This is a genomic window from Streptomyces sp. NPDC088116 (assembly GCF_044741745.1).
GTDB lineage: Bacteria > Actinomycetota > Actinomycetes > Streptomycetales > Streptomycetaceae > Streptomyces.
Genome location: NZ_JBIUTF010000003.1, coordinates 693,367 through 717,967, shown reverse-complemented (window position 1 = coordinate 717,967; position 24,601 = coordinate 693,367). Strand labels below are relative to the sequence as shown.

At 70.4% G+C, this 24,601-nt stretch carries 16 protein-coding genes; 10 read left to right on the top strand and 6 right to left on the bottom strand.

Translation table 11 applies throughout. The annotated features are described in order from the left end of the window. Nucleotides 1-3: 3 nt before the first annotated feature. Nucleotides 4-855, bottom strand: a complete 852-nt coding sequence (locus ACIOJD_RS15370; protein WP_401913051.1) for an SAM-dependent methyltransferase — start codon at nt 853-855, stop codon at nt 4-6. Between the two features lie 432 nt (nt 856-1,287). Here ACIOJD_RS15370 and ACIOJD_RS15365 point away from each other — a divergent pair, with 432 nt between their 5' ends. From ACIOJD_RS15365 to ACIOJD_RS15350, 4 genes are all read left to right on the top strand, one after another. After that, complete coding sequence (locus tag ACIOJD_RS15365) at nt 1,288-1,887, top strand: RNA polymerase sigma factor (RefSeq protein ID WP_401913048.1); 600 nt, start codon at nt 1,288-1,290, stop codon at nt 1,885-1,887. A gap of 3 nt (nt 1,888-1,890) precedes the next feature. Continuing rightward, entirely contained in the window at nt 1,891-2,619 is a 729-nt protein-coding gene (locus ACIOJD_RS15360) for a hypothetical protein (RefSeq protein WP_401913046.1), read from the top strand. Nucleotides 2,620-2,815: 196 nt separating this feature from the next. Beyond that, entirely contained in the window at nt 2,816-3,871 is a 1,056-nt protein-coding gene (locus tag ACIOJD_RS15355; RefSeq protein WP_401913043.1) for a hypothetical protein, read from the top strand. A gap of 131 nt (nt 3,872-4,002) precedes the next feature. After that, entirely contained in the window at nt 4,003-5,238 is a 1,236-nt protein-coding gene (locus tag ACIOJD_RS15350; protein WP_401913040.1) for an MFS transporter, read from the top strand. A gap of 72 nt (nt 5,239-5,310) precedes the next feature. Here the strand turns inward: ACIOJD_RS15350 and ACIOJD_RS15345 are convergent, their stop codons facing one another. The 4 genes from ACIOJD_RS15345 to ACIOJD_RS15330 all read right to left on the bottom strand — a co-directional run bounded on the left by ACIOJD_RS15345 (nt 5,311) and on the right by ACIOJD_RS15330 (nt 13,094). Continuing rightward, a complete protein-coding gene (locus tag ACIOJD_RS15345; protein WP_401913037.1) occupies nt 5,311-6,342 on the bottom strand; it encodes a glutathione S-transferase family protein in 1,032 nt (343 codons plus the stop codon). Nucleotides 6,343-6,463: 121 nt separating this feature from the next. After that, nucleotides 6,464-7,936, bottom strand: a complete 1,473-nt coding sequence (locus ACIOJD_RS15340) for an MFS transporter (protein ID WP_401913034.1) — start codon at nt 7,934-7,936, stop codon at nt 6,464-6,466. Nucleotides 7,937-8,107: 171 nt separating this feature from the next. Further along, nucleotides 8,108-9,733 carry a M4 family metallopeptidase gene (locus ACIOJD_RS15335; protein WP_401913031.1) on the bottom strand — a complete coding sequence of 542 codons (1,626 nt, stop codon included), beginning with the start codon at nt 9,731-9,733 and terminating at the stop codon, nt 8,108-8,110. Between the two features lie 403 nt (nt 9,734-10,136). Then, nucleotides 10,137-13,094, bottom strand: a complete 2,958-nt coding sequence (locus ACIOJD_RS15330) for a glycoside hydrolase family 48 protein (RefSeq protein WP_401913028.1) — start codon at nt 13,092-13,094, stop codon at nt 10,137-10,139. 258 nt (nt 13,095-13,352) lie between these two features. Between ACIOJD_RS15330 and ACIOJD_RS15325 the strand changes: the two genes are divergently transcribed. From ACIOJD_RS15325 to ACIOJD_RS15300, 6 genes are all read left to right on the top strand, one after another. Continuing rightward, entirely contained in the window at nt 13,353-14,834 is a 1,482-nt protein-coding gene (locus tag ACIOJD_RS15325; RefSeq protein ID WP_401913026.1) for a cellulase family glycosylhydrolase, read from the top strand. Then, nucleotides 14,831-16,561 carry a glycoside hydrolase family 6 protein gene (locus tag ACIOJD_RS15320; RefSeq protein WP_401913023.1) on the top strand — a complete coding sequence of 577 codons (1,731 nt, stop codon included), beginning with the start codon at nt 14,831-14,833 and terminating at the stop codon, nt 16,559-16,561. The genes ACIOJD_RS15325 and ACIOJD_RS15320 overlap by 4 nt, the downstream gene beginning before the upstream one ends. A gap of 288 nt (nt 16,562-16,849) precedes the next feature. After that, the gene (gene lanKC, locus ACIOJD_RS15315; protein WP_401913020.1) at nt 16,850-19,477 is read left to right on the top strand and encodes a class III lanthionine synthetase LanKC; all 2,628 of its coding nucleotides are present in this window, start codon (nt 16,850-16,852) and stop codon (nt 19,475-19,477) included. A 58-nt stretch (nt 19,478-19,535) separates the two neighbouring features. Next, nucleotides 19,536-19,667, top strand: coding sequence for a SapB/AmfS family lanthipeptide (locus ACIOJD_RS15310; protein ID WP_401887763.1), 132 nt, complete (start codon nt 19,536-19,538; stop codon nt 19,665-19,667). Nucleotides 19,668-19,893: 226 nt separating this feature from the next. Continuing rightward, nucleotides 19,894-21,810, top strand: a complete 1,917-nt coding sequence (locus tag ACIOJD_RS15305) for an ATP-binding cassette domain-containing protein (RefSeq protein ID WP_401913016.1) — start codon at nt 19,894-19,896, stop codon at nt 21,808-21,810. Continuing rightward, the gene (locus ACIOJD_RS15300; RefSeq protein ID WP_401913013.1) at nt 21,810-23,684 is read left to right on the top strand and encodes an ATP-binding cassette domain-containing protein; all 1,875 of its coding nucleotides are present in this window, start codon (nt 21,810-21,812) and stop codon (nt 23,682-23,684) included. Before ACIOJD_RS15305 ends, ACIOJD_RS15300 begins: the two co-directional genes overlap by 1 nt. A gap of 67 nt (nt 23,685-23,751) precedes the next feature. On the opposite strand, the gene ACIOJD_RS15295 is transcribed toward ACIOJD_RS15300, so the two are convergent. Next, nucleotides 23,752-24,360: a response regulator transcription factor gene (locus ACIOJD_RS15295; RefSeq protein WP_401913010.1), complete on the bottom strand. Its 609-nt coding sequence runs from the start codon at nt 24,358-24,360 to the stop codon at nt 23,752-23,754. Nucleotides 24,361-24,601 lie beyond the last annotated feature (241 nt).

Sequence of the window (24,601 nt, the reverse complement as noted above, 5' to 3'; positions counted from 1 at the left end):
GCGTCAGGGTTTGCGAGCGACGCCCACGTAGCAGGCGGCGACCTCGTTGGTGACGCTCTCGCTGCCGTCACCGGGGTCGGGGCGCCACTCGTGCGAGGGAACGATCCCCGGAGGGAACAACTCCCAGCCCTCGAAGAAGCGTGCGATCTCGTCGTGGGTGCGGGCCTGGGCCAGGGTGCCGGCGGTGCGGTACGTGTCGATGAGACGGGTGATGCCCTCGGGGTCGAACTCCGCGGTGACATGGGCGATCGCGAGCGTGCTGCCGGACGGGAGCGCGTCCTTGAGGAGTTCGACGATGTCGTGGGCGCGGTGGTCGCCGGTGACGAAATGCAGCAGCGCGTTGAGGCTCAGGGCGATCGGCCGTGCGAAGTCGAGCGTCCCGCCCAACTCCTCGGCGGCCAGCAGGGCTTCGGGTTCGGTGACATCGGCGTGGACATATGCCGTGCGCCCCTCGGGACGGCTCTGGAGCAGCGCGCGGGCGTGGGCCAGGACGATCGGGTCGTTGTCGGTGTAGACGACGCGCGCCCGCGGGTCCTCCGTCTGGGCGACCTCGTGGAGGTTCGGTGAGGTGGGGATGCCGGTCCCGATGTCGAGGAACTGGCTCATGCCCTCGCGGGCGAGGAAACGGACGGAGCGGTGCATGAAGCGCCGGTTGATGGCGGCGGTGGCCAGGAGGGAGGGGAAGGCCGCCCGCGCGCGGGCCGCGGCCTCGCGGTCGGCGGGGAAGTTGGTGGTCCCGCCCAGGTAGTAGTCGTACATGCGCGCCGAATGCGCCCGGTCCAACTCCAGATCCACCGCGCCGTTGTCCGCCACCGTACGACCCCCGTCTTCCGTGCCGGCCGATGGCCGGCTCATTCCCGGACACTCATTCCCGGACGACAGTCGGCAACTGCCCATCAAGGGATACGGACAACCGTACGAGATGGATCAACTCCGCCTGCCGGTGGGCCCGATGGGGATGGAAAGACCGGACGGGAGCGCGGCTCACAGCACTTCACCGGAGGAATGCGTAATCATATGATGACTGTCAGCGAAAAATCCCGAGGGTGTCCTGCACACTGGGGGCAGTCATCGGGTTGGCCGACAGGTGAGAGGACAGACCTCTCGCACCGACGCCCTCCGCCGTGGAGCGGCGCGGTGCCCAGTGAACGGGGCGTTTGTGCGAGTCGATCAGTCAGGCCCGGTCCGGCCGGTCCCTGCCGGGCCCGGAACGCCCGGCACGGCAGGACCGACCGGACAGGACCCGACCGCGGTGGTCCGGTGCACCACTGAGGGGAGCGGCTTCTGATGCCCCCTGCCACCAACGGCGCCCAGGACGTGGGCGACCGTGGCTTACCACACTCCCCCGATCTCCCCGAGCGGCGGCTGGCGTTGACCTTCGACGCTTTTGACGCGCGACACCACACCCTGTGGCTGCGTTACGCGCACACCCAGGTCGGCGGCCGGGCCGCCGCCGAGACCGTGGTGGACACCACCTGCGCCCGCCTGCTGGAGCACTGGCCGCATGTCCTGGCCCAGGAATCGGTCGCCCGGTACGCGTGGGCAATCCTCAAGGAGGAGGTGGCGCGGTGGCTGTACGAACACGATCTCCAGCCGGTCCTGGTCGACACCGCCGCCTTCCACGCGGCCATCCGTAAACTCCTCTTGTACGAGACGCGGGACCAATTCGCCGTCCTGCAAGGCGAGATCGGGCTGTACGCGGCCATCGACCGGCTCCCGGAGCGGCAGTACGACGTGATCGTGCTGCGCTATGTTCTGCACGTCCCGGACGAGGATGTCGCCGCATACATGGGCATCGAGGTCGCCACGGTCCGCTCGCATGTACGGCACGCCAGGCGAAGGCTGGCCAAGGACCTGGACGTACGAGGCACCGAGACGGGAGAGTAGACCGTGCGCCGCACCGACAAACCCGCGCCCATAGACATGCTGCTGGAGGACGCGGAGGTCCTCGCCGACACCTATGACGACACCGACACCGAAGCCTCCCGCAGGCGCAACGCGGCACGGCGGGCCGCGGCCGAGGAAGCGCGTCCCGGGGGTGAGGGCGGCGAGAGCGGCACGGAGGCCGTACCGCGCGGCCACCCCTCCGCCCACGAACAGGCCGCTCACGACCTGAACCTCGCGGTCGCCCTGGTCATCAACGCGCCCGAGGCGGCGGCCAGTCTGGCCCGTCTGGTCGACCATGACTGTATCGACCCCGAGGGCGCCGTCGTCTTCGCCGCCCTTCTTCATCTGACCGGCCACAGGGACGCGGCCCAGTTCTGGTGGCAGTTCGCCGCGGGCGGTGGCAACCGGACCGCCGCCTTCTGTCTGTTCCTCGCCCACCAGCAACGCGCCGAGTTCAGGGACGCCGCGTACTGGCGCGGCCAGTCCCGTCATCTGTCCCGGCCCGGCCGTACCCAGGCACCGCCCACGCTGTCGGCCCTGTCCTCGCTGCTGCCGGAATCGGTACGGCACGAACTGCTCAGCCAGTGCCGGCAAGGCCGTCGCCCCACACTGCCCGCCCCGCTGGAGGCCGTCATCAACCGGCTGCGCGTCGACAGTGCCGACGAGGACTTCGGTGAGGTGCCTCAACCGGACATCAGCCTGACCACCGACCTCGGCGGTTCCGAGGAGTGACGTCCGGTTCCCGGTAGGCGGGCGGGACGCTTGAGGCATACGGCCCGGGGCTCCGCTCCGCCTCCCCTTATGCCGGTTCCAGATGGCGCGAAACTCCGGTATGGGCATTTGATGGATCAAAGCGTGCGCCCGTATGGCGCACGGTGAGGATCACGGTGTGTGCCCATCCGTGGAGTTCGGCAAAGGGAGCCGCGCCATGTCTCTTGATTCCCACCCCTCAGCCGAGGACCAGCTCGCCGACCGTCCGCATGCGCCCGTCACCGGCCGTGCCGACGCCGAGAGGCCCGCCCGGGACCCCGGCGCCGAACCGATACGGACGCTGCTCTGGACCGCGGCGACCGTCCGGCCGCTGGAGGAGGTCGCCGCGTTGGTGAGTCTGCTGAAACGGACCGGAGAGGTCCCCAGCCCCGGCGACGAGGCGCTGCGGGCCGCCGCCGTGTCCCGTCCCGTGGCGGAGGTCAGGCAACTGGTCGCGCTGCTGGCCGAGGCTCCGCACGAGGTCGACGAGGCCGACACGACTCTCCGGGCCGCGGCCGTCGGGCGGCCGATCGAGGACGTGGCACAGCTCGTGACGATCCTCGGCAGTGACGAGAGCGACGGGCCGCCCACGAGCCGCTCCGAGACCCGCTCCCAGGCCCACTCCGGAGTCCGCTCCGGAGTCCGCTCCGAAGCGCTGTCGAACGCGCGGAGCGATCAGGACGGTGCGGCAGGCGCGGTCCGTCACGGCGGTTCGAAGCCGGCCGGCGGGCGGGCCCCCGAGCCGGGTGTCCCGGCCCGGCACCTGGCCGAAGGCCCCCGTATCACGGCGGGACTCGCCGCTCTGGCCTGTGCCGAGACCGCAAACCGCGACGCCTCCCCCGCCGTACGGTCCGCACTGCGCCGGCCCGCGGCGATCATGCTGCTGTCCTGCGGCATGATCCATCTGCCGACGGACTTCACGGCACTGCGCTCCGGCGGCCTCTCGGACATGCTCGCCCTGGCCTTCACCGGTCTCTGTCTGATCCTCGGTGTCTGGCTGGCCGTTCAGGACACGGTCCGGATCTGGGCGGCGAGCGGCGCGACGGCCGTGGGGATCATCACCGCTCACTCGCTGTCGGGCGCCGGTGGCCTCCATCTGCCGGCGAGCGGCGTGGGCGATTCCTTCGCCTGGGCGAAGGTGTCGGCGGTGGCCTGCGCCGTGCTCACCTCCGTACTCGCCGGTGCGGTCCTGATGCGTCGTGAGAAGGCGGCCGAAGTGGCCAACGACGGCTGAGAGTCCCGGCTCCCGGCTCCTGGCTCCCGGGCCCCGGCAGCGACGCCGCGCCACCGCCGGGGCGCGGCGTCGCTGCGGCTCACGGTTTCACGGGGCACCTCGGCCGATCCACTCATACGGGGGTGGCTTGCATGAACGCTCGCAGAAGCGGGAGCGGGAGCGAGAGCGAGAGCGAGAGCAGCGACAGAAGCGAGATCCGGCGCTTCAGCTGTCCGGTGGCCGCGGGAGTGTTCGCCGTCGGCATGGCAGGCACGACCCTGCCCACTCCGCTGTACGGGCTCTACCGGGAGCAACTCGGCTTCTCCGAGCTGATGGTGACGGTGGTGTTCGCCGTCTATGCCCTCGGGGTGATCGCCGTACTGCTGCTGGCGGGCAACGCCTCCGACGAGGTGGGGCGGCGGCCGGTGCTGCTCTGCGCGCTGGGGCTGTCCGCGGCCAGCGCCCTGTGCTTCCTGTTCGAGGGCGGTCTTCCGGCGCTGTTCGCCGGCCGGTTGCTGTCGGGGTTCGCCGCCGGGCTGTTCAGCGGCGCCGCCACCGCGGCGGTGATGGAGCTGGCCGCACCGGGACATGAGGCGCGTGCGGGGCTCGCCGCCACGGCGGCGAACATGGGCGGCCTCGGCTGCGGCCCGCTGCTGGCCGGACTGCTCGCCCAGTACGCGCCGTGGCCGCTGCGGTTGCCCTTCCTCGTACATCTCGCGCTGGTGGCGGTGGCGTCCGTACTGACCTGGTTCCTCCCCGAGACCGTCAAGGACCCGAAACGGCGGCCTCGTCCGCACCCCGCCGGACTGACGGTGCCGCCCGGGGTCCGTGGCGTGTTCGTGCCGTCGGCGCTCGCCGCGTTCGCCGGATTCGCGCTGCTGGGGCTGTTCACCGCGGTGGCGCCGGCCTTCGTGGCGCAGAGCCTCGATGTGCCCAACCTCGCCGTCTCGGGCGCGGTCGTCTTCTCCGCGTTCCTCGCCTCCACGGTCGGACAGGCGCTGATGGGGCGTCTGGGGGTACGCCGGGCGCTCCCGGGCGGCTGCCTGGTCCTGGTGGTCGGCCTGGTGCTGGTGGGTGCCTCCCTGGCGGTGGAGTGGCCGGCGCTGCTCGTGGCGGGCGCGCTGTGCGGCGGGCTCGGCCAGGGACTGGCCTTCCGCGCCGCCATGACCGCCGTCGGCGGCGCGGCTCCGCCCGAGCACCGGGGCGGCACGATCTCCGCGCTCTTCGTCGTCGCCTACACCGGAATCTCGTTGCCGGTCGTCGGCGTCGGCGCGCTGACTCTCCTGCTGGGACTGCGGGGCGCGGGAGTGACGTTCACGGTCTGTGTGACGGTGCTCGCGGCAAGCGTCGGACTGTACGTACTGCGGCGCTCTCCGGCGGTGAACTGACCCGCGGAGCCCCTGCCGGGCACGCCTCGCCCGCCGTACGGGAGTCGCCGCCCCCTGCCTACGGGAGCGGCTCTAGGGGAGCCCCGCCGCGGGGATCTCCTCACCCCGCGGCACCGGCCCCGGAGGGGTGCCGTCCCCGAACGGCCGTCCGCCCAGCTCCTCGCGGTGGTGCGGGCTCAGAAAGCCGGACAGGTCCGGGCCTAGGGGCACGACGCCGGTCGGGTTGATGCCGGTGTGGACCTTGTAGTAGTGCCGCTTGATGTGGTCGAAGTCGACCGTGTCGCCGAAGCCGGGGGTCTGGTAGAGGTCCCTGGTGTAGGCCCACAGAACCCGGTCCTCGGTCAGCTTCGACCGGTTGCACTTGAAGTGTCCGTGGTAGACGGCGTCGAAGCGCACGAGCGTGGTGAACAGCCGGATGTCGGCCTCCGTGATGGTGTCCCCCACCAGGTAGCGACGGTCGGCCAACCGCTCGGACACCAGGTCGAGACGGCGGAACACATCGCGGTAGGCGTCCTCGTACTCGCTCTGCCGTGTGGCGAATCCGGCCCGGTACACACCGTTGTTGATGTCGCGGTAGACGCCCTCCATGACCTCGTCGATCTCGTCCCGCAGAGCCTCGGGATACAGGTCGGGCGCCCCGGTCCGGTGCAGCGCCGTCCATTGGGTCGCGAGGTCCAGCGTGATCCGCTGGAAGTCGTTGGTCACCAGCTTCCCGCTGGGTACGTCCACGATCGCGGGCACGCTGACCCCGCCCGGATAGTCCGTCTCCCGGGCGTCGTACGCCTCGCTGAGAAAGCGGATGCCCAGGACGGGGTCCCGGCCGTCCGGATCGAGGGTGAAGCGCCAACTGCGGTCGTCCTGGATCGGGTCGGCGACCGCGACCGGGAGCGCGTCCTCCAGGCCGAGCAGCCGCCGTGAGACGAGGGCGCGGCTCGCCCAGGGGCAGGCGCGGCTGACGACGAGCCGGTAACGGCCGGCCTCGGCCGGCCAGCCGTCCCTGCCGTCGGCGGTGACGCGGTCCGCGAAATGGCTCCTCGACCGCTTGAAGGGTTTCCTGCCGAACTCCGTATTGCCTTCTGTGGTGCGCTGCGCGGAGTTGCTCATCGCGGTCCCCTTTCCTCAGGTGCGATCTCTCTTACGATGCGCTGTCGGCGTTTCGTGCGTCGATGCCCCGGTGTGGCGCGTGCGAGCCTTCCCTGTCCGACGGGTTGTCCGCCCCGCTCCTTCAGGGTGGTGGTGTCCGCGCCGCACGCTTCCGGTCCCGGCGACCGGCCGCCACGTCGGCCAGCGCGACCAGCAGCGCCACCACCACGAACGCCACCGCCACGACCAGCCCGTGGTCGTACGCCGTCGCCCAGCCGTCGCCCGGCACCTGGGCGAAGAAGACCGACCCCACCGCGGCGATACCGACCGCGGACCCCACCCGCTGTCCCGTCTGAAGCGTGCCGCCGGCGCTGCCGGCCATGGGTACCGGCACCTCGGAGAGCGTCAGGGTCTGGTTCGGCGCGATGACGAGTCCGCTGCCCAGTCCCGCCACGAGCAGTGGCGCCGCCATCGCCCACCCGGCGCCGCGTCCCGGCACCAGGTGCACGGCGAGCGCGGTGGCCGCCAGGCCGACGGCCACCATGGTCAGCCCGACGGCGACCAACGGCCGGCCGAAGCGGCTGACCAGCCGTCCGCCGATCCCCGCGGCCGCGCCGGAGCCCAGGGCGAACGGGGTGATGGCCAGTCCCGACTCCAGGGCGGTGTAGTGCAGTCCGCTCTGGAGATAGAGCGTGCTGATGAAGAAGATCGAGGTGAACCCGGCGAAGTACAGCAGGATCAGCAGACAGCCCAGCCAGAAGGCGCGGACCCGGAAGAGGGACATGTCCAGCACCGGCTGGGTGCCGCCCGGCCGGCACCGTGACTCCCACTTCACGAAGCCGGCCAGCAGCAGGGCAGCGACCACCAGCAGCAGCCACTTCTCGTCGCCGTGCCATTCCTGCTGCTGTACGAAGGGCAGCAGCAGCGCCAGTACTCCGCCGCCGAGCAGCAGCACGCCGAACGGGTCGAGGTCGCGGATCCGGACATGACCGGCCGACGGGGTGTCCGGCAGCAGCCGGCGGGCCAGCAGCAGACAGACGATGCCCAGCGGCAGGTTGACGTAGAACACCCATCGCCAGCCTTCCCGCGCCCCGGCCGCCTCGATGAGCAGTCCGCCCAGCAGCGGCCCGACTGCGGTCGAGACACCGACCACCGTGCCGAACATGCCGAACGCCCGGCCGCGCTCCCGGCCGGAGAACATCTGCTGGATCAGCGCGGAGATCTGTGGCGCGACCATGCCGCCGGCGAGGCCCTGCACCAGCCGGGCGACCACCAGCCAGACGCTGGACTGGGCGGCTCCGCAGGCCGCGGAGGAGAGGGTGAACAGAGCGAGCCCCGCCATGAACACCACGCGCCGGCCACGGGCGTCGCCCAGCCGCCCGGCGGGGATCAGGAACAGACCGAAGGCGAGCGCGTATCCGGACAGCACCCACTGGAGGTCGGCCTCCGAGGTGCGCAGCCCCGTTCGGATGGAGGGCAGCGCGACATTGACGATGGAGACGTCCAGCAGCGTCATGAACCCCGCCACCAGACATACCGCCAGCGCCTTCCAGCGCCGCGGGTCCGGCTGCGCGGGGGTGTCCTCGCCGCTCCCCCGCCCGTTGTGTCCGGCCATGATGCGCACCCTAGTTCGCGCGCCCCGATCCCTCACCTGGAGCGTGCCGACCGGCGGAGGGGATTGATCACCGGGGCCCGGACCGGGCCGGAACCGAACGCGGGCCCGCGCGTACGTACGCGCGGGCCCGTGCCCAGTGTGCTACCCGTCAGTCACATCGGACCGTACGGGTCACTTGACGTTGATCGCGGTCCAGGCCGCGCCGACCGCCTTGTACTGGGTGCTGGTCGTGCCGTACAGGGCGCCCGCCGCGCTGAGCGTCGCCGTGCGCGCCTTCGCGTAGTTGGTGCTGGACGTCATGTACGTGGTGAGCGCCTTGTACCAGATCTTCGTGGCCGCGTCCCGGCCGATGCCGGTGACCGTGGAGCCGTCGGACGTGGGGCTGTTGTAGCTCACGCCGTTGATGGTCTTCGCGCCGCTGCCCTCGGACAGCAGGTAGAAGAAGTGGTTGGCCGGGCCCGAGGAGTAGTGGACGTCGAGGTTGCCCAGGGTGGAGGACCAGTAGTCCTTCGAGCCGCCGTCCTTGCTCGGCTTGTCCTGGTAGCGCAGCGGACTTCCGTCACCGTTGATGTCGATCTTCTCGCCGATGAGGTAGTCGCCCGGGTCGCTCGGGGTGGCGGAGTAGAACTCGACCGCGGTGGCGAAGATGTCGGAGGTCGCCTCGTTGAGACCGCCGGACTCACCGCTGTAGGTCAGGTTGGCGGTGGCGGAGGTGACGCCGTGGCTCATCTCGTGCGCGGCCACGTCCAGCGAGGTGAGCGGGTTGGCGTTGCCGGAGCCGTCGCCGTATGTCATGCAGAAGCAGCTGTCGTCCCAGAACGCGTTCACATAGCTGTTGCCGTAGTGGACGCGGGAGTAGGACGCGACGCCGTTGTTCTTGATGCCGTTGCGGCCGAGCACGTTCTTGTAGAAGTCCCAGGTCTCCGCCGCGCCGTAGTGCGCGTCCACGCCCGCGCTCTGGCGGCCACCGCCCCACACGTCGTCGGCGTCGGTGAAGAGCGTGCCGGTGCCGGAGGTCTTCTGGTTCAGGTCGTACGTCTTGTGGTTGCCGCGGCCGCTGTCGGTGAGGCTGTAGGTGCTGCCGCTCTTGGTGGTGCCGAGCGTCACCTTGCCGTTGTAGTCGCCGGTGCCGGTGCCGGTCTCGATGGCCTCGTCGCGGAACAGCTCCTTGCCGGTGGCCGCGTCGGTGACGACGTGCAGCTCGCTCGGCGTGCCGTCGGGCTGGACGCCCTTGACGACGGTCTCCCAGGCCAGTACGGGCGTACCGGTGGCCGCCCAGATCACCTTGCGCGGGGCGGTGTCGGCCGCCGCTCCGGCGGTCTTCTCGGCCGAAGCCGCCTTCAGCGCGGTCTTCTTCGCGCCGGCCGGGCTGACCGCGGCGTCGGTGGAGGCCACGGATATTCGGGCCGTGGTCGCCTTGGTGACACTGGCCTTGCCTGCCGGGGCCCGGTGGACGACCAGGTCTCCGCCGAGCACGGGCAGGCCCGCGTAGGTCCGCTCGTACCGGGTGTGCACCGTGCCGTCGGCGTCCTTGATGACGTCCCGGACGACCAGCTTCTCCTGCGCGCCCAGCCCGAGGGACCTGGCCTCGCTCGCGGTGTCCGCCTGCGCGGACTTGATGGCGTCGACGCGCTGCTCGGGCGTGAACGCCACGGCGGTGGCGCCCTTCTCGCGGGCGGTGTCGGGCGCGGCGCTGGCCGGTCCCGACTGGACGCCGACGACCACCATGGCGGCGGAGGCGACCAGCGCGGCGACACGGGCGGTGTTCTTCCTGGGGGTGGAAGCTACGAGTCTCACTCAGTCTCCAAGAGTGTCGGGCCGCCCGGCGAGCGGCTCCGTGTGGGGAGGGGTGGCCTTGGGGGTGCCACCACCTGAGCGTGCTGAGCTGTGCGGGTGTCAAAAAGCGGACCCGTCACGCTTGTCTACGCGCGAAGAGCCGTCCAGAGAGTTGCATCGAACGGTCTGATTCGAATAGGCCGGAAACCAGAATTTGACCTTGTGTTGCCCTTTTGATAACGGCATACAGTCATCAAACGGTCGTAGCGGAAGGGGACTTGAAAACCCCGCGCGGGCACCGGTGCGCGTACCGGACGTGCGCCGCAGGATACGGGCCCACATCGCAGAGGGCCCCGGCACATGCCGGGGCCCTCCACCGTCGCCGCGCAGGAGACGCTGTCCGAAGAGAGCTATTCGAAGAGAGCTACTCGAAGAGATCGGAGTACGCGCCGAGAGCCAGCGCGATGTCCGCCTGTGCCCAGAAGCGGTGGTACGTGAAGCTCGGAGCCGCTCCACCGTTCAAGTAGGCCTCGACCTTGGACCAGGCCGGGTCGCTCTCGTAGAAGGACCGGATCGACGCGAAGGTGGAAGCGGAGTCGATCCTGTCCCCGTTGGGCATGGCGCCGCTCCAGCCGCTCGGGACATAGACCGGGTCGTCGAACCGGCTGTAGTCGGCGCGGGTTTCGGGGACCGCGATGCCCAGGGCGTCCTGGTGGTGGTCCCACATGCCGTCGAGCAGCGCCTTGGCGGTGCTCTTGGCGGCGGCGTGGCCGGACTTCGCCGCGTAGTACGAGAGCGTCTTGGCGTAGGCGGCGGCCACTCCCACGTCGTCGGTGTAGTCGGCGACGGTGACATGCAGTCCGGTGTTGGCGCCGGGGGTGGTCGCGTTCCAGGTGTCGGGCTTGCCGGACCACTGGAGGGTCGACGGGATCCGGTAGGTGCCGTCCGGGTTGACGGTGGTCTTGGACAGCGCCCAGGTGACCCACTTGTCCAGCACCGCCTTGGCTGCGGAGTCACCCGTCCTGTTGTAGTACTCCGCCACCCGCTCCATCGACCACGCCTGGAAGCCGAACCACTGGTTGGACGGCGGGTCGTGGTAGACGGGCGCCTCGTCGTAGTACATGCCGTAGAACGTCGAGGTGCCGGCCGGAGGCTGGGCGTAGCGCCCCTGCCAGCTGTTGGTGGCGCCGCCCGCGATGCCGCCCTCGGAGGACTGGAGCCAGCGGTAGAACTCCACCTGCCGCTTGAGACTGGTGCTCCAGTCCTGCTGGCCGGTGGCGGACTTGGGCTTGAGGTCGGCGTACGAGCTCAGGGCCCAGGCGGCCATCGGGTTCTGGTAGCCGCTGTGGGCGAAGCTGGAGCCGATGCGCCAGGCCCAGCCGGCCGAGGTGTCGGTGGCGCCGCCCCAGGCGTAGTACCAGGAGAGCAGGTAGTGCGAACTGTTCTTGCCGCTGCCCGCCGCGCAGGCGCTCTCGCCCACACAGTTGCCGATCTTCTTGAAGTACTTGTCGTACATGGCATAGCGGAGGTAGTCGCCCATCTTCGCCGCCTTGGCGACATTGGCCGACACCTGGCTGCCCTTGCCCTGCTCCTTGGCCCATTCCGAGGCCCAGTAGGCGGCCTGCACGACCCGGGCGTCGGCGTCCGGAGCGTTGGTGAACTTCCACTGCTTGGCGTAGGCGGCGTCCCCGGTGAACAGGTCGAGGTAGCCGTTCTTGCCGCCGTACTTGAAGGCGTCGCAGGTGGGCTGGGTGACCGTCTCCCAGACGGATTCCTGTGCCCCGCGCTGGAAGGTGTTGATGTACGAGGGGCCCGTGTCGGCCGGTCCGGCCTCGCACTTGCCGGGCGCGTTGCCGAAGCCGTAGACGTTGTCGACGTCCTGGATCCAGTGCATGCCGTAGATGTCGTCGGTGCCGTACGCGCTCTTCAGCTCGCCCGCGATCGGATCGTTCCCGACCGGCACATTGCTGTTGAGCTGCGAGGGGTACTGGGAGGGCTGGTCCCATTCCGGCGCGTAGGTGGCGGGTTTCGACGCCGTGTAGAAGCTGTTCGTGGGCTGGTCGGCGTGGGTGGGGATCATGTACTTCTCCATGATGTCCCACGCGCCGTTGAACTTGGCCCAGTCGCCGGTGACCTTGCCGTACATGGCCTGGAGCCAGATCAGATAGCTGTACGCCTCGGACGTCGTCTCGTGCCCCTGGTCGGGCGCCTCGACGATCAGTGTCTCCACGGAGTGGTACGGGATTCCCTCCGGCGAGAAGTAGCCGGCGGCCGGGTCGGTGATCTTGCCGTACAGCTCCAGGAACCGGGCGTCGTAACCGGCGCTCGCCGCCAGCTGGGTGACGGTGACATCGGCCTTGGCCTGTCCCGGCGCGGTCGCGGTGAAGGTGGCGGCGCCGGTGCCGGTGGCCGCGGCGGCGACGGTCACCTGCTGGGCGGTGTCCCAGTTGGCGGTGGTGAACGTGAGGCTTGCGCCGGAGGCGACGGTCAGAGCGGTGTTGCCCGCGGTGCGGGCGACGGTGACGGTCACCGCGGCGCTCGGCCGGGCGGAGAGCTTGACCCCGAACGTACCGGTTTTGCCCTGCTGCACGCCGAGTTGGGCGGGGGTGGCGACCAGCGAGGGACCGGTGGCGACCCGCACGCCGACCGGCGTGGACTCGGCGGAGGCGCCCTGGCCGTCGTACGCCTTGGCGTAGAGCGAGAGGTCACCGGCCGGGACGTTCGCGTAGTCGAAGGTGTACGGGGACGTGGTGTCGGTGCCGAGCAGCGTGGTGTCGCTGTAGAACTCGACCTTGGTGACACCCGCGCCGTCGGCGGCGACCGCGGTGGCGGCCATCGGGATGGTGCCGCCCGCGCTGAACACCGCGCCGGGGGCCGGGGCGGTCAGCACGGTCAGGGGCGGCTGGTGCGCTCCGGTGCAGGTCACCCCGTTGACGGCGAAGGCCGTGGGCGCGGTGTTGGCGCCGCTGTAGGTGAAGTTGGCGCCCGTGGTGGCCGCCGCGCCGGGCGCGATCTTCCCGTTGTGGGCCGCGTTCTTGACGGTGACAGTCTTCCCCGACTGTGTCCAGACGCCGTTCCAGCCGCTGGTGAGGGTCTGGTTGCCGGCGTAACCGTAGGTGAGCGTCCAGCCGTCGAGGGCGTCCGCACCCCGGTTGGTGACCGTGAGGTCGGCCGTGAAGCCGGAGCCCCAGTCGTTCGTCTTGTAGCCGACGCCGCACTGGACCGCGGCGGCGTGCGCGGGAGTTCCGTTGACCGCGGTCAGACCCAGCGGCAGCGACAGGGCGGCCGCCAGCGCGGTCAGCAGCCGCCGCACTCCACGCCGCCGGCGCGGCCTGGTGATCGGCGGCGGCGCCCCTGGTGGGGATCCTCGTGAGACGAGCATGGGGTGGTCCTCCTCGCGGTCCGGTGCGGGTGTGTGGGGGGTACGAACCAGTGGGAGCGCTCCCAAGCGTCGAGCGGGACCGCGAGGGTGTCAAGACTTTGAACACGACCCACGTCCGGGCGAGTTCGCGAGTAAAAGAAGTCAACTGGACTGTTGACTCATGCCACTTCGGCGCTACCGTCGAACAGAACCAGTGGGAGCGCTTCCATCAGTCATACGCCGTGTCAGGCGGCGTATCGGCCATCGAGGAGTCGCTCCATGCGACCACCACCGCGCCTGCGTGCGCTGTTGGCCGCCGCGGCCTTGGCCATGGCGGGTACCGCCCTAGTTCCACAGGTGACCGCGTCGGGAACCGCTGCCACCTGCACCGTCGAGTACACCACCACGAGTCAGTGGGACAGCGGCTTCCAGGGCGGTGTCACGCTGACCAACAACGGAGCACCGATCGAGAACTGGTCCCTCACCTTCGACTTCCCCGGAGGCCAGAAGGTGACCCAGGGCTGGAGCGGGAAGTGGTCCCAGTCCGGGAAGACCGTGACAGCCGTCAACGAGAGCTGGAACGGAAAGATCTCCACCGGCGGCTCGGTCAGCGCCGGATTCACCGCCTCCTGGTCGGGGTCCAACCCCGCACCCACGGCGTTCAGGCTCAACGGCGTCACCTGCAACGGCGACGCGGGCCCAGGTGACCCCACGGACCCGCCGGCCGATCCGCCCGAACCCGGCGGCGCCCCACCGGAACTGCGCGTGTCCGGCAACAAGCTGGTCGACGAGAACGGCGCGACCCGCCGCATGCTCGGAGTCAACCGCTCCGGCGGCGAGTTCATGTGCGTCCAGGGACACGGCATCTTCGACGGTCCGGTCGACGACGCGTCCGTGCGGGCCATCGCGGACTGGAAGGTGAACACCGTACGAGTGCCGCTGAACGAGGAGTGCTGGCTCGGCCTCCCCCATGTGAACACGGCCTATTCCGGAGCGAATTACATCAACGCGGTCAAGGCGTACGTGACCAGGCTGGAGGCGCACGGCATCACACCGGTACTGGAACTGCACTGGACCCACGGGAAGTACACGGGCAATGACAGCCACTGCCCGGACACCGAGTACGCGACCTGCCAGAAGCCGATGCCGGACGCGCAGTACACCCCGGCGTTCTGGACCTCGGTCGCGACGGCCTTCAAGAGCGATCCGGCCGTGGTCTTCGACCTGTTCAACGAGCCGTTCCCGGACCGGGCCACCACCAACCCGGCTACTGCCTGGGCCTGTTGGCGCGACGGCGGCAACTGCCCGGGGATCGACTACCCGGTGGCCGGGATGCAGACCCTGCTGAACGCGGTACGGGCGGCCGGCGCCCGGAACCTGGTGCTGATCCCCGGCATCGCCTACTCGAACGACCTGCGGCAGTGGCTCGCGTACCGGCCGTCCGACCCGGCCGGCAATGTCGCCGCCGCCTGGCACTCGTACAACTTCAACGCCTGCGCGAACGAGAGCTGCTGGAACGAACAGCTCGCCCCGGTGGCGGCCCAAATGCCCCTCGTGGCGGGCGAGATCGGCGAGAACACCTGCTCGCACGGCTATGTCGACCGCGTCATGGCCTGGCTCGACAGCCATGGCTCCTCGTACCTCGGCTGGACCTGGAACACCTGGGACTGTTCCTCGGGCCCCGCCCTGATCAGCGACTACAACGGCACGCCGACCTCCTTCGGCGTGGGACTCCGTGACCATCTGAAGGGACTCTCATGAGCCGCACCACCTCACCTCCACGCCGTACCCGCACCGCGGTGCTCGCCGCGTCCGCGCTGATCGCCGCTGCCGCCGGCACGGTGACGGCGCTGAACGGGCCCGCCTCCGCGGCGGCGGCCGGCTGCACCGTCGACTACTCGGTCCAGAGCTCCTGGTCGGGCGGCTTCACCGCCGCGGTCTCCGTGACCAACACCGGTGACGCCGTCAGCTCCTGGAAGCTGGAGTGGAACTTCGCCGGCGACCAGAAGGTGACACAGGGCTGGAGCTCCACGGTCACCCAGAGCGGCAAGGCCGTCTCCGCCACCAACGCGAGCTGGAACGGCACCCTGGCCACCGGCGCGTCGGCCTCCTTCGGTTTCAACGCCACCGCCACCGGGACCAACGCGGTGCCCGCCACGTTCAAGCTGAACGGCGTCACCTGCAACACGTCGGGCGGCGAGGATCCCACGGACCCGACGGATCCGCCGCCCGCGAACGCCAAGGTCGACAACCCGTACGCGGGCGCCGGGGTGTACGTGAACCCCGAGTGGTCCGCGAAGGCCGCCGCCGAGACGGGCGGCAGCCGGATATCCCGTCAGCCGACGGGTGTCTGGCTGGACCGGATCGCGGCCATCGAGGGCGTGGGCAGCGGCATGGGGCTGCGCGACCACCTCGACGAGGCGGTACGGCAGGCGGCGGGCAGGCCGTTCGTCGTCCAGCTGGTCATCTACAACCTGCCGGGCCGCGACTGCGCCGCGCTCGCCTCCAACGGTGAGCTCGGCCCGACCGAGATCACTCGCTACCAGAAGGAGTACATCGACCCGATCGCCGCCATCCTGGCCGACAGCAAGTACGCGGGCCTGCGGATCGTGACGACCGTCGAGATCGACTCACTGCCCAACCTGGTCACCAACGTCAGCCCACGCGTGACCGCCACGCCGCAGTGCGATGTGATGAAGGCGAACGGCAACTACATCAAGGGTGTCGGCTACGCCCTCAACCACCTTGGCGCCGTCCCCAACGTCTACAACTACGTGGACGCGGGCCACCACGGCTGGATCGGCTGGGACGACAACTTCAACGCCTCGGCGCAGATGTTCAAGCAGGCCGCGACAGCCGAGGGCAGCACGGTCGACAAGGTGCACGGCTTCATCGTCAACACCGCCAACTACGGTGCGACGAAGGAGAACAACTTCACCATCAACGACAGCGTCGCGGGCAAGTCGGTGCGCGAGTCGAAGTGGGTGGACTGGAACCGCTACGTCGACGAGCAGTCGTTCGCGCAGGCGTTCCGTCAGGAAGCGGTCAATGTCGGCTTCCCCTCGGGCATCGGCATGCTGATCGACACCTCCCGCAACGGCTGGGGCGGTACGGCCAGGCCCGGTGGGCCCGGTGCGCAGACCAGCGTGGACACCTATGTGGACGGCGGCCGTTACGACCGCAGGATCCATCTGGGCAACTGGTGCAACCAGGCCGGTGCCGGACTCGGTGAACGGCCGAAGGCATCGCCCGCCACCGGGATCGACGCGTACGTCTGGATGAAGCCCCCGGGCGAGTCCGACGGCGCGAGCAAGGTGATCCCGAACGACCAGGGCAAGGGCTTCGACCAGATGTGCGACCCGGCCTATACGGGCAATCCGCGCAACAACAACCACATGTCCGGCGCTCTGGGCAACGCGCCGCTCTCCGGTGACTGGTTCTCCGCGCAGTTCCAGGAGCTGATGAAGAACGCCTACCCGGCGCTGTAGGACACCGTGAGGGCATGAGTGGGCAAACGCGCCGCCCACACCGGGACCGGCGGACCTCCGCGTCCGCCGGTCCCTCGCCCCGCTTCGGCCCGGCGCCCTTGCCTCACCGCTCTTCCCTCGCCGCGTGTCACCTCACGTCGCCTCATTTCGCCGTGTTTCATCACTGGTTACTCGTGCGTAGTCCATGTCGGAGAAGTGACATCGGCGACTGTCTCGCGTTTCCGCTGCCATGACACGGTTGGCGCTGTCGCCGGCCGAGGGAGCGCGTGCGAACACGAGGGAGCGCGTGTGAACAAGGGATACGCCGTATTCTGTGATGCCGACCGGCATTTCTACGACTCACCGCACCTGCTGTCGTCCACCGTCGGCACGGGCCGTCAGGCCCCGTACGAGGCCGCTCTGCGGCCCGCCCCCGCCGGCTGGCAGCAGCACCGCACCGGCGACTGGCTGGCATGGCGACCGCTGGACGGCCAACTGCCGTCCCAGGGCTGGAAGATCCATGTCTCGGCGTGTCTGGACAACGCCGAGTCGGTGCTGGACCGGGTCATGGACTACTGCGTACCGCGCAACATCGCCTTCAAGTTCGTGCCGAGCAGATACCTGCTGCACACCCGCAACGCCAAATACGCGGACCGCGCCGCCAGCGGGAAGTTCATCACCGTCTACCCGCCCGGCGTCCTCGAGTGCGGCACGATCGCCTCGGAACTCGACAGCCTGCTGGCCGGCGAGCCGGGGCCGTACATCCTGAGCGACCTGCGCTGGGGCGAGGGCCCGGTCCACCTGCGCTACGGCAGCTTCACCCAGCGCAACTGCTACGACGCCGACGGCGAACTCCGCCCGGCCGTCGAGAACGGCGATGGGAAACTCGTCCCGGACCTGCGGGGCCCGGTCTTCCGGATACCCGACTGGGTCGCCCCGCCCGCCTTCCTGCGGCCGCATCTGGAGGCGCGGAAGGCCATGACCGTCGCCGACCTGCCGTACACCATCGAGCAGGCGCTGCACTTCTCCAACGGCGGCGGGGTCTATGTCGGCCGGGACAGCAGAACCGGCGAGAAGGTCGTACTGAAGGAGGCCCGTCCGCATGCGGGGCTGGCCGCCGACGGGGCCGACGCGGTGACCCGTCTCAAACGCGAACAGGACGCGCTGGAGAGGCTGTCGGGGCTGAGATGCACCCCCGAGGTCCTGGACAGTTTCGTCATGGGGGGCCATCACTTCCTCGTACTCGAATTCGTCGAGGGCAAGCCCCTCAACACCTTCTTCGCCCGCCGGCACCCGCTGATCGACCCCGAACCGGGCGCCGAACGGCTCGCCGAGTACACCGCGTGGGCCCGGCGGATCCACGGCCTGGTCGAGGAGGCCGTGGCGGCGGTGCACGGACGCGGGGTCGTCTTCAACGATCTGCATCTGTTCAACATCATGGTGTCCGAGGACGAGTCGTCGGTGGTGCTGCTCGACTTCGAGGCGGCGGCGCACATCGATGACAACGGGCGCCAGACCGTGGCCAATCCGGCCTTCGTCGCCCCCTCCGACCGGCGCGGCTTCGATGTCGACCGCTATGCCCTCGCCTGCCTGCGGCTGGCCCTCTTCATACCGCTGACCAGTCTCTTCGCCGTCGACCGCGCGAAGGCCGCGCATCTGGCGGAGGTGGTGGCGCGGCAGTTCCCCGTCGAGCGCGGGTTCCTGGACGACGCGGTGGCCGAGATTCTCCGCGACCCCGCGGACGATCCCGGCCTCGCGAGTACCGGCGGGCGCCCCGCTCGTACCCCCGCGCTCCGCGCCGACGAGGGCAGCTACCTTCCGGCCGGGCCCGCCGACTGGCCGCGCAGCCGGGACTCCATGGTGAGGGCCATCCTCGCCTCCGCCTCCCCCGACCGCGAGGACCGCTACTTCCCCGGCGACATCGCCCAGTTCGCCACGGCGGGCGGCGGCCTGTCCTTCGGCTACGGCGCGGCCGGGGTGCTGTACGCGCTGGACGAGAGCGGAGCGAGCCGGTGCGAGCAGGCGGAGGAGTGGCTGCTGCTGCGGAGCAAGCAGCCCGCCTCGGGCACACCGCTCGGCTTCTACGACGGCCTGGCGGGTCTGGCCTGGACACTGAACCGGCTCGGACATACCCAACGCGCCCTGGAACTGGCTGAGCTGACGCTGGATCAGCCATGGGAGGGCGTCCCGTCCGATCTGCACAGCGGCGCCGCCGGTCTCGGTCTCGCACTGAACGACCTCGCGTCGCAGTCCGGGGAGTCCGCGCTGCACACGGCGGCGCTGCGCTGCGCCGACCTGGCGACCCGCTCGCTGTCCGGCGATGCGGCCCGTCCGGGCGCCGGAGTGACCCGTGCCGGGCTGCTGCACGGTGCAACAGGCATCGCGCTGCTCTTCGTCCGCCTCTACGAACGCACCCGTGACACCGCGCTGCTGGACCTCGCGGCCGAGGCGCTGCGGCGCGATCTGGCCCGGTGCAAGGTCAGCGCGGGCGGCACCCTCCAGGTCGACGAGGGCTGGCGGACGATGCCCTATCTGGGAGCGGGCAGTGTGGGCATCGGCATGGTGCTCGACGACTATCTCGCCCATCGCGCCGACGAGGAGTTCGAGCGGGCGCGCGGCGAGATCGTACGGGCGGCGCAGGCCACCTTCTACGCGCAGCCCGGCCTCTTCCGCGGCGCCGCCGGCATGGTGCTGTACCTCAGCCGTACGACAGCCACCGGCCCCGGCACCGAAGTCGCCGACGTACGGCGGCAGATGGACGCACTCGCCTGGCACGCCATGGCGTACCGGGGCCACCTCGCCTTCCCCGGCGAGCAGATGATGCGGCTGTCCATGGACCTTTCGACCGGCACCGCCGGCGCCCTCCTGGCGCTCGCCGCCGCTTCGCACGAACGGCCGGCGCAGCTGCCGTTCCTCCCGCCGCTCAGGCGGCCCTAGAGCCGGCTCCTTCCGGGAGCCGTAACCGAGCACGACGTCCCCAATGAAAGGAAACATCATGACCCTTCTCGACCTGCAGTCGATGGAGACCCCGAAGGAAGAGGCCACCGGCGAGGTCGCGACCGGCGGCAGCCGCGCGAGCCTGCTCCTCTGCGGTGACAGCAGCCTGAGCGTCACCACCTGTAACTGACGCCATGCGTCAACGCCTGTGGCTGACGCCGTCGGTCACAGGTCCCGCCGGGGGCCAGCGCATCCGGCGGGTGGGGGTTGAACCTGCGCCACGACCGGCAGGGTTCGCGCCGTGACGGGGCGAACCCTGCCGGGAGGGGCACGTGGTCCCGGGCGGTTGACCGCCCGGGACCTTCCCACCCCCGGAGAGCTTTCTCGCCCCTTGGACCGGAGGAGGCCCCGCCCCGATGGTGTTCCCGCGTCGTGGCTCGCGCGGTCCCCGCGGCTCTCTCAGCGCCACCGGCCCCCGCGACTCGTCGGCTTCGGAGCGGGCCGGCCGCGGTCTGCTGCTCGCCGCGGCCCGGCACAGCGCGGGCCGTACCTCGGCGGTGTTCGTCTGCTCCGCCGCGTCGGCCGTCGCGTCCCTCGCGCTGCCCGCGGTCATCGGCCGGACACTGGACCTGCTGCTGGAGCGCGACGACGACGCCGGGTTCTGGCTCACCCTGTGTGCCGTCGCGGTCGCCGCGGAGGTGCTTCTCGACTCTCTGGTCGCCCTGGTGAGCGGCACTGCCAACGCCCGGTCGACCGCGTGGCTGCGGGTCCGTGGCCTGAACCGGTTCCTCGCGGCGCGACCGGAACACGGCGCCCGCTTCTCACCCGGCGATGTCGCGGCCCGGCTGTCCGCGAACGCGACCGAGGCCGGCATCGCGCCGGTGACCGGTGCGTCCCTCGCCGCGTCGTTGCTCGCTCCCGCCGGGGCGATCGTCGCCCTGTTCCTCATCGACCTCTGGACGGCTCTCGCCTTCCTCGTCGGTCTGCCCCTGCTCGTCCTGGTGCTGCGCGCCTTCACCCGTGATTCCTCCGACAGCGTCGCGCGCTACCAACGAGTGCAGTCGGACATCGCGGCCCGGCTCGTCGAGGCGCTGGGCGGGGCGCGGACCATCGCCGCCGCGGGCACGGCGGAGCGCGAACGTGCCCGTATCCTCGCGCCCCTGCCCGAACTCGGCGCCCAGGGCGCGCGCATGTGGAGTGTGCACGGCCGGGCCGTCGCCCGCAGCGGCGTCCTGATGCCTCTGCTGACGACCGGGGTCCTGGCCGTCGGCGGCACGCGGCTGGCCTCGGGCGCGATCAGCGTCGGCGAGCTGATGGCCGCCTCCCGGTACGCGGCGCTGGCCGCGGGTGTGGGTGCGGTCGCCGGGCTGCTCGGCTCGCTCGTACGGAGCCGTTCCGCGGCCCGCAGGACCGGCGAGCTGATGGCCCTGCCCACCCTGACGTACGGCACCGAGTCGTTGCCGCCCGACGGGCCGGGCACGCTCGAACTGCGCGGGGTCCGGGTCGTGCGCGACGGCCAGACCCTGCTCCACGACGTGCATGTGGAGATCCCCGGGGGCATCTCGGCCGCTGTGGTGGGGCGTTCGGGGGCGGGCAAGTCCATGCTGGCCGCCGTCGCCGGCCGGCTCACCGATCCGGACGAGGGGCACGTACGGCTCGACGGCGTACGTCTGGAAGCCGTCGAGCACGGCCAGTTGCGCCGTGAGGTCGGGTACGCCTTCGAGCGGCCGGTACTGTTCGGCGACACCATCGGCGAGGCCCTGGCCTCGGGCGCCGAGCCGGTCTCCGCGAACCGGGTGCGGTCGGCGGCACGCGCGGCGAGCGCGGACGCGTTCGTACGACTGCTGCCGTACGGGTACGACACGCCGCCCGGCGACGCGCCGCTGTCCGGCGGCGAACTCCAGCGGCTGGGTCTGGCACGTGCCTTCGCGCACGCCGGACGGCTGCTGATTCTCGACGACGCGACCTCCAGCCTGGACACGGTCACCGAACGTCAGGTGGAGCGCGCGCTGGTCCAGGAGGTCAGGGCGGGCACCCGGCTGATCATCGCGCACCGGCTCTCCTCGGCGGTCCGGGCGGATCTGGTGATCTGGCTGGAGGAGGGGCGGGTACGGGCGGTGGGCCCGCACGCCGACCTGTGGCGGTTCCCGGCGTACCGCGAGGTCTTCACAGCGCCGGAATCGGTGCCGGTATCCATGGCGGACTCGGCGCCGGAATCGGTGCCGGACGCAGAATCGGCACACGTGCCGGTACCGGTACCGGCACCGGGGGCCCCCGTACCGTCCGGGGCGGTGCCCGCGGCGGACATCTGCGCGGAACGGCCCGCCCGGTGATGGCCGCGGACACGGCCGGCCGGACGGCGGACGGCCTGAACACCAAGGGCGGGGACGCGGAAGGCCGGGACGTGAAAGGCCGGGACGCGGAAGGCCGGGGGACGCTGCGCCGGGTCGTGCCGCAGGGCCGGCGTTTCCTGCTGCGCAGAAAGGGTGTCCTGGTCCGGCTCGCCGGCTGGTCCCTGCTGGAGTCCGCGCAGACCTTCCTCGGCGGGTACTGCCTGGCACGGGCACTCGACCGCGGTTTCCTGGCCGGACATACGGGAGTCGGCCTCGGCTGGCTGGCCGTGGCGGCGGCCGCGATCCTGGTCGGCGGCCCCCTCGTCCGCGGTGTCTTCACCCAACTCACCGCGCTCGTCGAGCCGTTGCGGGACGCCCTGGTCCGGCGGGCGGTGACGCAGTCGCTGCGGCGGGCCGTGGCCGACCCCGCGCGGGCGGACGGCGGCGCGGTCTCACGGCTCACTCATCAGACCGAGATCGTCCGGGACAGCTTCGCCGGGCTGGTGCTCACCGCACGGTCCTTCGTCTTCACCACGGTGGGAGCGCTGGCCGGGCTGCTCACGCTGGCGCCGCAGTTCCTGCTGGTGGTCCTGCCGCCGCTGGTGCTGGGGCTGCTGCTGTTCCTCGCCACGCTCGCGCCGATGGCCACGGCACAGCGGGCGTTCCTGGACATCGACGAGGCCATCGCCGACCGGGTCGGCACGATCGGCGCCGGGCTGCGGGACATCGTGGCGTGCGGTACACAGGCGCAGGTGGCGGACCGTACGGAGCGGCTGATCGACGCGGGAGCACGGGCGTCGCGCGTCCTGGCCCGCTGGGCGGGCGTCCGGACCCTGGCGCTGGGGGTGGCCGGCCAGCTGCCCGTGATCCTGCTGCTGGCCGCCACACCATGGCTGCTGGACCAGGGGGTGACCGCCGGCGCCGTGGTGGGGGCGCTGGCCTATCTCGTCCAGGCCCTGCTGCCTGCCCTCCACACCCTGATGACGGCGCTGGGGGCGGCAGGAACCCGGCTGCTGGTGGTGCTGGAGCGGTTCGAGGACGGTACGGCCGGTAAAGGGGCCGCGGAGACTCTTCCCCACGTGTCCGCGCCCCTCCCCGCCCGAGTGACGACGAGAGACGGGAACCAGCGCGACGGCGACGCCCCGGGTACGCCCCTGGTGCCTCCCGCCGCCGAGATCCGCTCCGTGACCCTGGCATACGGGCCCGGTGCGCCGCCGGTGCTGGAATGTCTCGATCTGGTCGTCGAACAGGGCGCGCATGTCGCGGTGGTGGGCCCGAGCGGTATCGGCAAGTCCACCCTCACGGGCGTCATGGCGGGGCTCCTCGCCCCCGATCGGGGAAGCGTTCTGCTGGCGGGCAGGCCCGTGTCGGGCCGGGACGCGAGCGACCTGGCGCGGCAGCGGGTCCTGATACCGCAGCAGGCGTATGTGTTCACCGGTACGGTCCGGGACAACCTGCTGCATCTGCGACCCGACGCGTCCTCCGCCGAACTCGGCCTGGCCGTCGACGCGTTGCGCGCCGACGGCCTGATCGAACGGCTCGGCGGGCTGGACGCCCCGGTCGAGCCCGCCAAACTGTCGCAGGGCGAGCGTCAGTTGCTGTCCCTGTGCCGCGCGTATCTGTCCCCGGCGCCCCTGATGCTCCTGGACGAGGCCACCTGCCATCTGGATCCGGTCGCCGAGGCGCGGGCGGAACTGGCTCTGGCCGAGCGTCCCGGCACACTGATCGTCGTCGCGCACCGTCTGTCGTCCGCGCGCCGGGCGGACCGGGTCCTGGTGCTGGACGGGACCAGGCCCGCGTACGGGACCCATGACGAGTTGCTCGTCCGGTCCCCGCTCTACCGTGATCTGGCGGGCCACTGGCAGAGCGACTGACGGCGAGGGAGCCGGAGCCCACCGACCGCTGAGGGCGGCCGGCCGATGGCGGCCGGCTCGCACCGGCTCACAGCCAGCCCGCGCCCTGAGATATTCGAACGGCGTCCAGTCGGTTACGTCCACCGACCTTCCGTATGGCGGCCGCCAGGTAGTTGCGTATCGTCCCCTTGGACAGATGCAGCGATCTCGCTATTTCATCGATCGGCGCCCCGTCGGCGGCCAGCGCGAGAACACTCAGTTCCCGTGGCGTCAACGGCATCTTCGCCGCCTGGAAGAAATCGAAAGCGAGTGATTCATCAATGAATCGTTCGCCTCGGGCCACTTGGTGTATGCCTTCCACTAAGCGTCCCGGCTCACCGTCCTTGTTGACGTATCCAAGAGCTCCCGCGTCAAAGGCTTTGCGGAGGGCCCCCGGCTTCCGCGCGGCGGCAAGGACCAGCAGCGCCGGTTCATAGTCCTGGTCACCGTGGGTGGACCCGATGCCTTCCCCACCACACCCAAGAGAATCCAGACAGTCGATATCGGCCACATAGACATGGGGCGGAGTCCCGTATCCCATGCGCAATGCCGTACGTCCCCCTGTCGATGACACGTCCAGCCCGGTTTCCGAGCGTAACAATGCCACCAGCGCCGAGCGGATCAGCCCCACATTATGCACAACAAGAACCCTGATCATGCCGCTACCCCCCTCTTACCACTGACTGTCAGCCTTACCACCGACCGTCGGCAAAACGTTTTTGTCGTTTACCCTGTTCTACCTCCTTCGCGCTCACCTTGCTGCCCCTGTAATGCATTGAACACTCAGGCATACCGCAGCAAGGGAGGCATTCCCCGGGGTTCCGCAAGCCCCGCGTACAGCAGTGCGCCGTCGTGCGCCCCCCAGGTGGCCTGCGACAAGTCCTACACCTTCCATATAC